Source organism: Streptomyces corchorusii, assembly GCF_001514055.1.
Taxonomy (GTDB): Bacteria; Actinomycetota; Actinomycetes; order Streptomycetales; family Streptomycetaceae; genus Streptomyces; species Streptomyces olivaceoviridis.
Map to the genome: position 1 here is coordinate 34,404 of NZ_KQ948377.1, position 13,747 is coordinate 48,150.

At 73.1% G+C, this 13,747-nt stretch carries 11 protein-coding genes; all 11 read left to right on the plus strand.

Annotation, left to right across the window (positions count from 1 at the left end):
* Window positions 1-6: 6 nt before the first annotated feature.
* The 11 genes from AQJ11_RS41720 (at window position 7) to moeZ (ending at window position 13,743) form a co-directional block, all read left to right on the plus strand.
* Window positions 7-1,308 (plus strand): DUF3152 domain-containing protein, encoded by a 1,302-nt coding sequence (locus AQJ11_RS41720; protein ID WP_425265030.1) that lies wholly within the window; start codon window positions 7-9, stop codon window positions 1,306-1,308.
* A gap of 56 nt (window positions 1,309-1,364) precedes the next feature.
* Window positions 1,365-1,460 (plus strand): Ms4533A family Cys-rich leader peptide, encoded by a 96-nt coding sequence (locus tag AQJ11_RS52565; RefSeq protein ID WP_324614463.1) that lies wholly within the window; start codon window positions 1,365-1,367, stop codon window positions 1,458-1,460.
* A gap of 191 nt (window positions 1,461-1,651) precedes the next feature.
* Window positions 1,652-3,370, plus strand: coding sequence for an ABC transporter substrate-binding protein (locus AQJ11_RS41725; protein ID WP_041665489.1), 1,719 nt, complete (start codon window positions 1,652-1,654; stop codon window positions 3,368-3,370).
* A gap of 4 nt (window positions 3,371-3,374) precedes the next feature.
* Entirely contained in the window at window positions 3,375-4,469 is a 1,095-nt protein-coding gene (locus AQJ11_RS41730; protein ID WP_059266940.1) for an ABC transporter permease, read from the plus strand.
* The gene (locus tag AQJ11_RS41735; protein ID WP_014674839.1) at window positions 4,466-5,464 is read left to right on the plus strand and encodes an ABC transporter permease; all 999 of its coding nucleotides are present in this window, start codon (window positions 4,466-4,468) and stop codon (window positions 5,462-5,464) included. The genes AQJ11_RS41730 and AQJ11_RS41735 overlap by 4 nt, the downstream gene beginning before the upstream one ends.
* A complete protein-coding gene (locus AQJ11_RS41740) occupies window positions 5,461-7,098 on the plus strand; it encodes a dipeptide ABC transporter ATP-binding protein (protein ID WP_059266941.1) in 1,638 nt (545 codons plus the stop codon). Before AQJ11_RS41735 ends, AQJ11_RS41740 begins: the two co-directional genes overlap by 4 nt.
* Before the next feature lie 214 nt (window positions 7,099-7,312).
* Window positions 7,313-9,067, plus strand: a complete 1,755-nt coding sequence (locus AQJ11_RS41745; protein WP_079082671.1) for a DUF3492 domain-containing protein — start codon at window positions 7,313-7,315, stop codon at window positions 9,065-9,067.
* 107 nt (window positions 9,068-9,174) lie between these two features.
* Window positions 9,175-10,620, plus strand: a complete 1,446-nt coding sequence (locus tag AQJ11_RS41750; protein ID WP_398781504.1) for a hypothetical protein — start codon at window positions 9,175-9,177, stop codon at window positions 10,618-10,620.
* A gap of 184 nt (window positions 10,621-10,804) precedes the next feature.
* A complete protein-coding gene (locus tag AQJ11_RS41755) occupies window positions 10,805-11,764 on the plus strand; it encodes an NAD-dependent epimerase/dehydratase family protein (protein ID WP_058081830.1) in 960 nt (319 codons plus the stop codon).
* On the plus strand, window positions 11,752-12,501 hold the full coding sequence (locus tag AQJ11_RS41760; protein ID WP_014674844.1) for a spherulation-specific family 4 protein: 750 nt from the start codon (window positions 11,752-11,754) through the stop codon (window positions 12,499-12,501). Before AQJ11_RS41755 ends, AQJ11_RS41760 begins: the two co-directional genes overlap by 13 nt.
* Before the next feature lie 63 nt (window positions 12,502-12,564).
* Window positions 12,565-13,743 (plus strand): adenylyltransferase/sulfurtransferase MoeZ, encoded by a 1,179-nt coding sequence (moeZ, locus tag AQJ11_RS41765; RefSeq protein ID WP_014674845.1) that lies wholly within the window; start codon window positions 12,565-12,567, stop codon window positions 13,741-13,743.
* Window positions 13,744-13,747 lie beyond the last annotated feature (4 nt).

Below are 13,747 nucleotides of genomic sequence, written 5' to 3' on the forward strand. Positions count from 1 at the left end.
GCGGACATAGCCGCACGGCGGGAAGAGCGGCGCGGCGCACGCGCCGAGGACGGGCGCGGTGCGCGCCCGGAGGGCGACAGGGGCGACAGGGGCGGCGCGGCCCGGCTGCCGGGAGGCGGCCCCGCGGGTACGCCTCGTCCGTCCGACGGCACTCGCGCGCGCGGTGTGCCGGGGTTCGCGGACGGTACCCCGGCCCACGGCGTGCCGGGGTTTGCCGGTGAGGCGTCGGCGCAGGGTGCGCGGGGCGGGCATCCCGAGCAGCGCGAAGCCGGCGGGGGCTGGGGGGAGTTCGCCGGGCGGCGGGCCGGCACCGGCGGGCCCGGTGTCGTGTTGCCCCGGCAGCGGCAGGCCGAGCCGGGCGCCCCGGGCCCGGGAGGGACACGGCGCCGCCAAGGGCCCCGGCAGGAGTACCTGGAAGCCTTCGACGGCTCCGGGGACGGCCCACGGGACACCGGGAACGCCGCGGCCCCCGCGCCCGGCGCGGGTGTGCCCGGGCAGCGCGGCGGGACCAAGGGGTGGGCGTTCGCCGGCATCGCGGCGGCTGCCGTCACCACCGTGCTCGCGGTGGTCGTCGCCGGACAGGTGACCAAGGGGCGCGACGGCGCCGGCGCGCGGTCGCGGTCGGCCGCCGGCCAGGCCGGCCAGGCGGGCCTCCCGGGTGACGCCTCGGGTGCGTCTGTGCCCTCCGCCGCACCGAGCGCGGTGACGCTGACGTACGACCAGAAGATGGCCAAGAAGTATCCGCTCGCCGCCACGTTGGAAGGCTCGGGGAAGTTCGACGCCGTGCCCGGGGTCGACAAGGCCCCCGGCTCCGGGCAGAAGTACCGGTACCGCGTCGACGTCGAGCAGGGGCTCGGACTGGACGGCGCGCTGTTCGCCGAGGCCGTGCAGCAGACCCTCAACGACAAGCGCAGCTGGGCCCACGGCGGCGCCCGTACCTTCGAGCGGGTCTCCTCCGGCAAGCCCGACTTCGTGATCACGCTGGCCAGCCCCGGCACCACGGCGAAGTGGTGTGCCAAGTCGGGCCTGGACACCACGGAGGACAACGTTTCCTGCGACTCGGCCGCGACCGAACGCGTCATGATCAATGCGTACCGGTGGGCTCAGGGAAGCAAGACGTACGGTGACCGGATCCATGCGTACCGGCAAATGTTGATCAATCATGAGGTCGGCCACCGGCTCGGCCACGGACACGTCAGCTGCCAGAAGGACGGCGAGCTCGCGCCCGTCATGCAGCAGCAGACCAAGTTCCTGGACCACGACGGAATCCACTGCCGGCCCAATCCCTGGCCCTACCCCGCTAGTTGACAGACGCCCCTTGCGTCACATTGACATCAGCCGCATGGTCGTCCATATTTCTGCCCATGTGGTCTAGTCATGCCGTCCGGAGGAGCGCCGCCATCGAGCTGGCGCTCATCGGCGTGACCGCGCTCTGCGTAGCCGACATCCACTGTCGCTGACGCCGCCTCCCCGGCGTTCGCGTCGCGACCCCTTTCTCCCTTCCGTCCGTGACCGCGTCACGGATTTTTTCGACGACCCGACGCCGGGGCCGACGTCTGTCCGCAGACGTCTCACTCCTCGTCCACATGTCTCATCAGTCGAGAAACCCTCGACCAACCCCGCCACGTCACCCCGAGAGGTCGTCATTCCGATGCGTCAACCGTCCGTCATAGCGCGCCGCGTGGCAGCGGCATCCGTCAGCCTGGTCGTGGCAGCGGGCGCCGCCGCCTGCGGCCCGAAGGACAACGATGCCAAGGGTTCCGGTGGCGACTCCACGCCCCACAAGGGCGGCACGCTCACGGTCCTGAACTCGCAGCCGCAGTCCGACTTCGACCCGGCGCGCCTGTACACCTCCGGGGGCGGGAACGTTCCCTCGCTGGTCTTCCGCACCCTCACCACGCGCAACCGCGAGAACGGCGCGGCCGGCGCCAAGGTCGTCCCCGACCTCGCCACCGACACCGGGCGCCCCAACAAGGACGCGACCGTGTGGACGTACACCCTGAAGAAGGGCCTGAAGTACGAGGACGGCTCGCCGATCACCTCGGCCGACATCAAGTACGGCATCGAGCGCTCCTTCGCCCCCGAACTCTCCGGCGGCGCCCCCTACCTGCGGGACTGGCTGGTCGGCGCCGCCGACTACCAGGGGCCGTACAAGGACAAGAAGGGCCTGTCCGCGATCGAGACGCCGGACTCCCGGACGATCGTCTTCCACCTGAACAAGCCCGAGGGCGAGTTCCCGTACCTCGCCACCCAGACGCAGTTCGCCCCGGTCCCCCGGAGCAAGGACACGGGCACCAAGTACGAGTCGCACCCGGTCTCGTCCGGCCCGTACAAGGTCGTCAAGAACGAGAACGACGGCGAGCACCTCGTCCTGGAGCGCAACACGCAGTGGTCGGCGGCGACCGACGAGGAGCGCAAGGCGTACCCAGACCGGATCGACGTGCGTTCCGGCCTGGACTCCTCGGTGATCAACCAGCGGCTGTCCGCGTCCCAGGGCGCGGACGCCGCCGCCGTCACCACGGACACCAACCTCGGCCCGGCCGAACTCGCCAAGGTGACCGGCGACAAGGAGCTGGCCGCGCGCGTGGGCACCGGCCACTTCGGCTACACGAACTACCTCGCCTTCAACCCGAAGGTGAAGCCGTTCGACAACCCCAAGGTGCGCCAGGCGGTCGCCTACGCCATCGACCGGTCCTCCGTGGTCAACGCGGCCGGCGGCAGCGCCCTCGCCGAGCCCGCCACCACCTTCCTGCCGAACCAGAAGTCCTTCGGCTACACGCCGTACGACCCGTTCCCGGCGGGCAAGTCCGGCAACCCGGCGAAGGCCAGGGAACTGCTGAAGCAGGCCGGCTACTCCAGCGGTCTCACCATCACGCTGACCCACTCCAACAGCAAGGACTTCGAGACCAGCCCGGAGATCGCCACCGCCGTCCAGGACGCGCTCAAGAAGGCGGGCATCACGGTCAAGCTCCAGGGTCTGGAGGAGAACGACTACCGGGACAAGATCCACAGCGTGAAGACCGAGCCCGGTCTCTTCCTCGCCCGCTGGGGTGCCGACTGGCCCTCCGGCGGTCCCTTCCTCGCCCCCATCTTCGACGGCCGGCAGATCGTCAAGGATGGAGCGAACTTCAACACGGGCCAGCTCAACGACAAGTCGGTCAATGACGAGATTGACGCGATCAACAAGTTGACCGACCTTGACGCCGCCGCCCAGCGCTGGGGCGCCCTGGACAAGAAGATCGGCGAGCAGGCCCTGGTCGTGCCGCTGTTCCACCCGGTCTACAAGCGCCTGTACGGCAAGGACGTCAAGAACATCGTCATCAGCGACTGGACCGGCGTCCTGGACATCTCCCAGGTCTCGGTGAAGTAGCGCCGTGAGCGAGGCACTTGCCGTCGTCGAGACCGCCGGGACGGGCACCCCCGTCCCGGCGGTCTCGGGGGCACGTCAGTTCTGGCGGCGGCTGCGGGCGCAGCGCGCCGCCCTGGTCGCCGCGGCGGTCGTCGCGCTGCTCGTCCTGGTCGCGCTCGCCGCGCCGCTGCTCACCGCGCTGGAGGGCCAGGACCCCACCACCTACCACCCGACCCTGATCGACTCCGCGCGCGGGGGCGTGCCCATCGGCTCCTTCGGCGGCGCCGGCGCCGACCACTGGCTGGGCGTCGAACCGCAGACCGGACGGGACATGTTCGCCCGGCTCGTCTACGGAGCCCGGGTGTCGCTGGGCGTCGCGCTCGCGGCGACGGTGGTCCAGATCGCCATCGGGGTCACGGTCGGCGTGGCCGCCGCGCTCGGCAACCGATGGATTGATCAACTGTTGAGCCGGGCCACGGACATCATCGTCTCGATGCCCTTGATGATCATGTCGTTGGCGCTGCTGGCCATCGTGCCCTCCAGCTTCCCCCGGCCGGTCCTGGTCACCCTGGTGATCGGCCTGATCGCCTGGGGCACCATCGCGAAGATCGTACGGGCCCAGACCCTCTCCCTGAAGGGCCTCGACTACGTCTCCGCCGCCCGGCTGAGCGGCTGGGGCGCCTGGCGGATCGCGCGCCGCGAACTCCTGCCCGGCCTCGCCGCGCCCGTCATCACGTACGCCGCGCTGCTGGTGCCCGCGAACATCTCCGTCGAGGCCGCGCTGTCCTTCCTCGGCGTCGGCGTGAAGCCGCCCACCCCGTCCTGGGGCCAGATGCTGACCGCCGCGGACGTCTGGTACCAGGCGGCCCCCCAGTACCTGCTGCTGCCGGCCGGCGCCTTGTTCGTCACCGTTCTCGCCCTCACCGTCCTCGGCGACGGCGTGCGCACCGCCCTCGACCCGCGCGCCGCCTCCCGCCTGCGCGTCGGCACCGGCCGCAAGGACACCACCGGGACCGGGAACGCGCCCGAGAACGCGACTGCGAAGGCACCCGAGAACGCGACCGACGGCTCGACCCGAGGGGCGGCCCGGAGCGCGAACGAGAAGGAGGCCTCCGCATGAGCGGCTTCGGCGGATTCCTGCTGCGCCGTGCCGTCGGCGCGGTCGTCACCCTGCTCGCCATCTCGGTGATCGTCTACGTCGTCTTCTACGTCACCCCCGGCAACGTCGCCCAGATCACCTGCGGCCCGCGCTGCTCTCCGGAACAGGTGCACCAGGTCGCCGAGCAGCTCAAGCTGGGCGACCCCCTCTACCTGCGCTACTGGCACTTCCTCCAGGGACTGTTCGTCGGCCAGGACTTCTCCACGGGCACCTCCGTCGAGCACTGCGCCGCGCCCTGCCTGGGGCAGTCGTACCAGACCGACCAGCAGGTGCTGGACATCATCCTGACGAAGCTGCCGGTCAGTGTGTCGCTGGTCCTCGGCGCCATGGTGCTGTGGCTCCTCCTCGGCATCGGCACCGGTGTGCTGTCCGCCTGGCGACGCGGCCGGGTCTCCGAGCGCGTGCTGACCGCCGTCACCCTCGCGGGTATGGCCACGCCCGTCTTCGTCATCGGCCTCGTGCTGATGATCGTCGTCTGCGGCCAACTGCAACTGCTGCCCTTCCCGCAGTACGTGAACTTCTCGGACGACCCCGAGCAGTGGGCGTGGAACCTCCTGCTGCCCTGGCTCTCGCTCGCCCTGATCGAGGCGGCGGCCTTCGCCCGCCTCACCCGCGCGGCCATGCTGGAGACCCTCGCCGAGGACCACATCCGCACCTTCCGCGCGTACGGCGTCGCGGAGCGCTCCGTCGTCGGCCGGCACGCCCTGCGCGGCGCCCTCGCGCCCGTGATCGCGCTGAACGCCAACAACGTGGGCTCCGCGGTCGGCGGCGCCGTCCTCACCGAGACCCTCTTCGGCCTCCCCGGCATCGGCCAGGAGCTGGTGCACGCGGTGAAGGTCGTCGACCTGCCGGTGGTCGTCGGCATGGTCCTGGTGACCGGCTTCTTCGTGGTCCTCGCCAACGCCGTCGCGGACGTCCTGTACGCGGTGGCCGACCGACGGGTGGTACTCGCATGAGCCTGGTGGAAGCGGCGGACACGAGCGTGGACGCGGCGGACAACAGCCTGGTGGACGTGACGGACCTGACCGTCGAGTTCGGCGCCCTGCGCGCCGTCGACGGGCTCTCCTTCCGCCTGGCGAAGGGCGCCGCCCTGGCCCTGGTCGGCGAGTCCGGCTCCGGCAAGTCCACGGTCGCGGGCGCCCTGCTGGGCCTGCACCGGGGCACCGGAGCCCGGGTCGGCGGCTCGGTGCGGGTGGCCGGCACCGACGTACAGGCGGCCTCCGACGAGGAGCTGCGCCGGCTGCGCGGCGCCAAGGCCGCCATGGTCTTCCAGGACCCGCTGTCCTCGCTCGACCCGTACTACGCCATCGGCGACCAGATCGCCGAGGTCTACCGCGTCCACACGCGCGTGTCGCGCCGTGCCGCACGCGCGCGTGCCGTCGAGGTGCTGGAGCGGGTGGGGATCCCGGACGCGGCACGGCGGTCCCGGTCCCGGCCGCACGAGTTCAGCGGCGGCATGCGCCAGCGCGCCCTCATCGCCATGGCCCTCGCCTGCGCGCCCGACCTGCTGATCGCCGACGAGCCGACCACCGCCCTCGACGTCACCGTCCAGGCCCAGATCCTCGACCTGCTGCACGGGCTGCGCGAGGAGACCGGCATGGGCCTGCTGCTCGTCACCCACGACGTGGGCGTGGCCGCCGAGAGCGTGGACGACGTCCTCGTCATGCGGCAGGGCCGGGCCGTCGAGCGCGGCCCGGTGGGCGCGATCCTCGCGGCACCCGCCGAGCCCTACACCCGGGAGCTCCTCGACGCCGTCCCGCGCGTGGACGCCCGCCGCACCGGCTCCCCGGCCGGCGACGAGGTCGTGCTGGAGGCCACCGGCGTACGGCGCGAGTTCGGGCGCGGCAAGCGGGCGTTCGCGGCCGTGGACGACGTCTCGGTGACCGTCCGGCGCGGGGAGACCCTCGGCGTGGTCGGCGAGAGCGGCAGCGGCAAGACCACGCTCGGCCGCATGCTCGTCGGCCTGCTGGAGCCGACCGCCGGGGAGATCCGCTACGAAGGGCGCCCGCACACCGGCGTGAACCCGTCCGTCCAGATGGTCTTCCAGGACCCCGTCTCCTCCCTCAACCCGCGCCGCAGCGTGGGCGAGTCCATCGCCGACCCGCTCCGCGCGCGCGGCGAACGGGACGAGGCGCGCATCCGGGGGCGTGTGACCGAACTGCTGGAGCGCGTGGGGCTCGAAGGGGCGCACTACGACCGGTACCCGCACGAGTTCAGCGGCGGACAGCGCCAGCGGATCGGCATCGCGCGGGCGCTCGCCGCGGAGCCGCGCGCCATCGTCTGCGACGAGCCCGTCTCCGCGCTGGACGTCACCACGCAGGCGCAGGTGGTCGCCCTGCTCGGCGAACTCCAGCGAGAGCTCGGCCTCGCGCTGGTGTTCATCGCGCACGACCTCGCCGTCGTCCGCCAGGTCAGCGACCGGGTCGCGGTGATGCGGCGCGGCCGGCTCGTCGAGTACGGGGCCGCCGACGAGGTGTACGACAGCCCGCGCGAGCCGTACACCAAGCAGCTCCTAGCCGCCGTACCCGCGCTCGACCCGGAACTGGCGGCCCGGCGGCGCGCCGCCCGGCGCGAACCGGCAGCGGTGTAGCGGGGCGGCGTAACGTTTCGCGCTCGGGTGATCACTGTCTGATCCCTTAGCGCGACGGAACGCGACCCGCACGCGAAAGTTACGACCGTTCACCCCTTTTGGTGGTGCGACGGACAACCGTCCGTCGCACCACCGCCTTGTCCCCTTACGTTCGTCCCGCTGCGAGCCGCCAGGACAACGGCGGCTCCCCAGACGGGAGATCGGGGGTGCACACGTGCGCATAGGACTGGTTACCGAGGGTGGCTACCCCTATGTGGGCGGTGACGCCATGCTCTGGTGCGACCGGCTCGTGCACGGGCTCGACCAGCACGAGTTCGACGTCTACGCGCTCAGCCGCGGCCGGCACCAGGAGACCGAGGGCTTGGTCCCGCTCCCACCGCAGGTCGGCCGGGTGCGTACAGCGCCGCTGTGGACGGCCGCGGACGACGGGGTCACGTACGGGCGACGCGCACGCCGGCGCTTCGCCGAGTACTACGGGGAGCTGGTGGCGGCGGTGTGCGCCGGGGCCGGGACCGAGCGCACGGGGAGCGCCCGGGCCGGGGTCGGGTCCGCGCGCGCGTCGGAGATCCGGTCACAGGACGCTCCCGCCGTTCTGGCGGACCGTTTCGGCAGCGCCCTGTACGCGCTCGCCGAACTCGCCCGCGAGGAGGGCGGACTCGTCGCAGCCCTGCGTTCCGACGCGGCCGTGCGCACACTGGAGCGCGCCTGCCGCGCCCCTCGCGCGCTGCGCACGGCGCGCGAGGCGCGCGTACCCGATCTGCTCACCGTCACCGCGCACCTGGAACGCGCCCTGCGCCCCCTCTCCCTCGACTGGTACGGCGACGACGCCCTCGGCGGGGCCGACCTGTGCCACGCCACCTCGGGCGGCCCGGCCGCCCTCTGCGGCCTCCTCGCCCGGCACTTCTCCGGGGTGCCGCTACTGGTCACCGAATACGGCGTGCACCTCCGCTCGCACTACCTGACCCTCGGCCCCGACGCCGCCACCCCCTCCGTACGCGCCCTCCTCGGCGCCTTCCACGGCCGGCTCGCCGCCGAGGTCTACCGGGGAGCCGAGATCCTCACCCCGGGCAACGCCCACGCCCGCCGCTGGCAGGAACGGTGCGGCGCCGACCGCACCCGGATCCGCACCGTGTACCCGGGCATGGCGGCCGACCGGTTCACGGAGGCCGGCGAGTCCCCGGACCGTGCCGACCCGCACACCCTGGTCTGGGTGGGGCGCGTGGATCCCGCCAAGGACCTGGTGTCGCTGCTGCACGCCTTCGCGGAGGTGCGCAAGGAGGAGCCCGAGGCCCGGCTGCGGATCGTCGGCGCGCCCTCCGGTGCCGAGGGCGAGGCGTACCTGGGGCACTGCCGCGCGCTCGCCGCGCAGCTGTTCCCGGACGAGGCGGAGGGCGCGCACGCCGTGGGCGACAACCCCGTCTCCTTCGAGGAGATCGGCGCCCCCGACGCCCCGACGCTGCCCGACGCGTACGCCGCCGGAGCGGTCGTCGTCCTCTCCAGCGTCGTGGAGGGCTTCCCGATCAGTCTCGTCGAGGCGATGTTCTGCGGCCGGGCCACCGTGTCCACGGACGTGGGCGCGGTGGTGGAGGTCATCGGCGGCACGGGACTGGTCGTGCCCCCGCGCAACCCCAGGGCGCTCGCCGAGGCGTGCGTGGCGCTGCTGCGCGACCCCGAACGCCGTGAGCGCCTCGGTGCCGCGGCGCGCGCCCGGGCGCTCGAACTGTTCACCGTCGAGCGGAACATCACGGCATTTCACGGCATTTACCTGGAGATCGTTTCGCACTGCCCGGTCCGCCGGGTGGTCCTGGACGAGTCCGGGGACCCCCTGCCGTTCGCCGCCCCCGCCGAGTCCCACGTCCCCGGCCACTGGACCGGCCCCACACCCCGCGCCCTTCCCCGCTCCCTCCCCACCTGGGCCACGAACGCCCCGGTCCGAGCGACCCCGCTGGCCACGGAGGGCGCCCGATGAGCGAGCTGGACGCTCGTCCGACGGAGGGGCCGGTCACCGGCCCGGCGGGTGGGCCGGGCGATGCCGACTCCGTCAGCGAAGGCGACGCGCCGGACTGGACCGAGCCGATCGGAGCGGACCGGCCGGGGACGCCGAGCGGAGCCGGACCGTGGGACACACGGTCGGGGGAGTGGCTGACGGGCGTGCCCGACGCGCGTCCCGCACAAGCCGGCGAGCGTTCCCCACAAGCCGTGGCGTCGTCGTGCGCCCCTGCTGGGCAGCCCTCCCCCTTACCGGCCGCCCCTGCGGGGCAGCCCTCCGGACCACCGGCCGTCTCCGCCTGGCAGCTCTCCGCGCACGGCCCCGACACTCCGCTCGCCCCGACCGCACCTGCCCGCCACCGCGACTCGTCCCCGCCCGTACCGGAGGCGGGGCAGGGGGAGGGTGCCCGGCGGCGGTGGGCCCCCGCGCCCCGCCGGGGGTCCGTCGACCCGGTGAAGTCCCTGCTGCACCGGCACCGGGAACTGTGCGAGCGGGCCGTGGACCCATTGGAGATCGCCGCGGGGCTGGAGGCGCACGGCCTCACCGACCGCGCCGCCGCCCGCTTCCGGCACCGTGACGTCTTCTCGCTCGCCGAAGAGCTCTACGCGCGCGTGCCGCGCACCGCCGAGCCGCGCCCGGAACCCGAGCCCGTACCGGTGCCCCGCGTCCGCGCCGGCTGGGTCCTGCTCTCCCTCCTGCCCGGAGCGCTCGCAGCGGCCACGGTGACCGGACTGCGCCTCACCCAGGGGCACCCCCGCCAGTCGGTGGCACTCGGTGGCCTCCTCGCCGTCGCCCTCGCCACGCGCGCGGCCCTGCGTCGCGGCCCGCTCGCCGGCCCGCCCGGCACACGCGCGTGGGGCACCACGGTCGGCACGCGCGCGGGGACGCTCTGGCTGCTCGGATACGCCCTCCTCGGCAACGGCCTCCTCCACTCCGTCCTGACCGGCGGCCCCGACACCCCGCCCACCATGGCCCCGGACGGCCCCTGGCCCACGGCCACCGCGCCCGTCCTGGCCCTCCTGCTGTCCTGCGCCCCGGCGGCCTGGTCCGCCCACCTCCTCGCCGCCGGCGCCCGCCGCAGGCTCGCCCGCAGCCGGGACCTGGAGGACTTCACGGCAGCCGCGAGACCCCTGCTGCTCGGCGCGCTCGCCGTCTTCCTGGGCGCCCTCGCCGCACTGCTCGCGCTCTGCGGCACCCTCCTGCACGCACCCGCGGCCTACCCGCAGGCCCTCACCCTGGGCGCCCTGCTGCTGCTCGCCCGCCTGCTCACCACGCACCGCCACCGGCACGCCCCCGCCCTCGCGCTGGGCGCCGCCGTGGCCACGGAGGCGGCGGCCCTGGCGCTGCCCCTGGCCGGCCGGCTGCCCGGCTGCGCCTTCCTGGCGGCCCCCGTGGAGACCCTCGTCGCCGCCTGGGGTGAGACCGCCGTACCGGCCCTCGCCTGCGGCACCGCCGCCCTCGCCCTGCTCCGGCACGCCGGCCGCACCCTCACCCGGGCATCGGCCCACGCGCCGACGGGAGCACCCGAATGAACCTTCCGCCACCGGCCCGACGCACCGCCGGAGGCCACCGCACGACCCCTGAAGGAGAACACCAGATGACCACCTCCCGACCCGGAGCGTCCGGAACCCCCGGAACCACCGGAGCGCCCGGCGCAGCCGAAGGAGCCGTCGAGACGGCCGGTACCACCGGCGCGCACACCCCGGGAGCCGCCCGATGAGGGTCCTGCTGATCGGAGCCAACGGATTCATCGGCCGCTTCGTCGCCGACCGCCTGCTCGCCGACCCGGCCGTCCAGCTCACCGCGCTCGGCCGCGGCGACGACGCCGACGTCCGCTTCGACCTCGCCACCGGCAGCCCGGGCGCGCTCACCCGCTTCCTCGACGCGGTCCACCCCGGAGTCGTCATCAACTGCGCCGGCGCCACGCGCGGGGGCGCCCGCGACCTCACCCGGCACAACACGGTCGCCGTGGCCACCGTCTGCGAGGCCCTGCGCCGCAGCGGCTGCGGCGCCCGCCTGGTGCAGATCGGCTGCGGTTCCGAGTACGGCCCCAGCCAGCCCGGTTCCTCCACGGCCGAGGACGCCGTGCCGCGCCCCGGCGGCCCGTACGGCGTCAGCAAGCTCGCCGCGACCGAACTGGTCCTCGGCTCCGGCCTGGACGCCGTCGTGCTGCGGGTGTTCTCCCCGGCCGGCCCCGGCACCCCCGCCGGCTCCCCGCTCGGCCGGCTCGCCGAGGCCATGCGCCGCGCCATGCAGTCCCACGACGGCGAACTCAAGCTCGGCGGCCTCGGCGTCCAGCGCGACTTCGTCGACGTCCGCGATGTGGCCCGGGCCGTGCACGCCGCCTCGCTCTCCGCCGCGCAGGGCGTGATCAACATCGGCTCCGGCCGCGCCGTCCGGCTCAGAGACGCCGCCGCCGTCCTCGCGCGCGTGGCCGGGTACGGCGGCGCCCTCCACGAACTGGACGCCCCTCCCGGGCCGCTGCGCAGTGCCATCGGGCACCCCCGCGCCGACTCCGAGCACGCGGTCCCGGTGGCGTACCCGTACCCGGACGGCTGCGGCAGCTGGCAGCAGGCCGATGTGCGCACCGCCCGCGACCGGCTCGGCTGGCGGCCCCGGATCAACCTCGAAGAATCCCTGGCCGACATCTGGATGGAGGCGGCATGCCGCATCTGACCAGCACCGCGGCGGGCGCCACCAGCACGGGCGTCCGCACCGGCCTCGGCGTCCCCGGCTACGCCCACCCGCTCGTCGCCCCGGCCCAGTGGGCGGAGCTCGCCCGCCCCGGCACACCGCTGGACTGGGTGGTCCTCGACGTCGCCGCCGGCCCCGGCACCCGCCCCGACCCGCACTGCCTGGAAGCCGCGGGCCGGCTCCGCGCCGCCGGCGTCCGCGTCCTCGGCCACCTGGACCTCACCTACGGCGCCCGCGGCTTCGGCGACCTGCTCTCCGACGCCCACCGCCACCTCGACTGGTACGGCGTCGACGGCTTCCTGCTGGACCGCTGCCCCACCGAGCGCACCGCGCTCCCCGAGGTGCGCCGCGCGATCACCACGCTCCGCGCGATCAGTGACACCGCCCACATCGTCCTCGGTCACGGCCGGCACCCGCACCCCGGCTACGCCGAGAACGCCGACCAACTGGTGACCTTCTGCGGCCCCTGGTCCGACTACCGCTGGTCGCAGGCGGCCGAGTGGACCGCCGACTACCCGCCCGACCGCTTCTGCCACTTCGTGCACGGCGTGCCGCGCGGCCACCTGGACGAGGCACTGCGGATCGCCCGCTGGCAGGGGGCGGGCACGATCTACTTCACGGACCGTACGGACAGGGACGGTCGCGTGGACCCCTGGGAGACCATGCCCGGCTACTGGGACGACATCGTCTCGCGGGTCGGAACAGGTGTCTCGGAATGAAGAAGGCCGTGGCAGTGTTACGAGGAGAACAACTGTAGTGATCGACCGACCAACGGAGTCCCCGTGTCGCTGCCACCCCTGGTCGAGCCAGCTCCTGAGCTCACCGTAGACGAGGTCCGCAGGTACTCCCGCCACCTGATCATCCCCGACGTGGGCATGGACGGGCAGAAGCGGCTGAAGAACGCCAAGGTGCTCTGTGTGGGTGCGGGCGGCCTGGGCTCGCCGGCGCTGATGTACCTGGCCGCCGCGGGCGTGGGCACCCTTGGCATCGTGGAGTTCGACGAGGTCGACGAGTCGAACCTGCAGCGCCAGATCATCCACAGCCAGTCCGACATCGGCCGTTCCAAGGCCGAGTCCGCGCGCGACAGCGTCAAGGGCATCAACCCGTACGTGAACGTGATCCTTCACGAGGAGCGGCTCGAAGCCGACAACGTGATGGACATCTTCAGCCAGTACGACCTGATCGTCGACGGCACCGACAACTTCGCGACCCGCTACCTGGTCAACGACGCGTGCGTGCTGCTCAACAAGCCGTACGTGTGGGGCTCGATCTACCGCTTCGACGGCCAGGCCTCGGTGTTCTGGTCCGAGCACGGCCCCTGCTACCGCTGCCTCTACCCGGAGCCCCCGCCCCCCGGCATGGTCCCCTCCTGCGCCGAGGGCGGCGTGCTGGGCGTGCTGTGTGCGTCCATCGGCTCCATCCAGGTCACCGAGGCGATCAAGGTCCTCACCGGCACCGGTGAGCCGCTGGTCGGCCGGCTGATGATCTACGACGCCCTGGAGATGCAGTACCGCCAGGTCAAGGTCCGCAAGGACCCCGACTGCGCGGTCTGCGGCGAGAACCCGACGGTCACCGAGCTCATCGACTACGAGGCCTTCTGCGGCGTCGTCTCCGAGGAGGCCCAGGCGGCGGCGGCCGACTCCACGATCACTCCGAAGCAGCTCAAGGAGTGGATCGACGACGGCGAGAACATCGAGATCATCGACGTCCGCGAGCAGAACGAGTACGAGATCGTCTCCATCCCGGGCGCCAAGCTGATCCCCAAGAACGAGTTCCTCATGGGCACCGCCCTGGAGAGCCTGCCGCAGGACAAGAAGATCGTCCTGCACTGCAAGACGGGTGTCCGCAGTGCGGAAGTCCTCGCGGTCCTGAAGTCCGCGGGCTTCTCCGACGCGGTCCACGTCGGCGGCGGCGTCATCGGCTGGGTCAACCAGATCGAGCCGGAGAAGCCGGTCTACTGAGCCG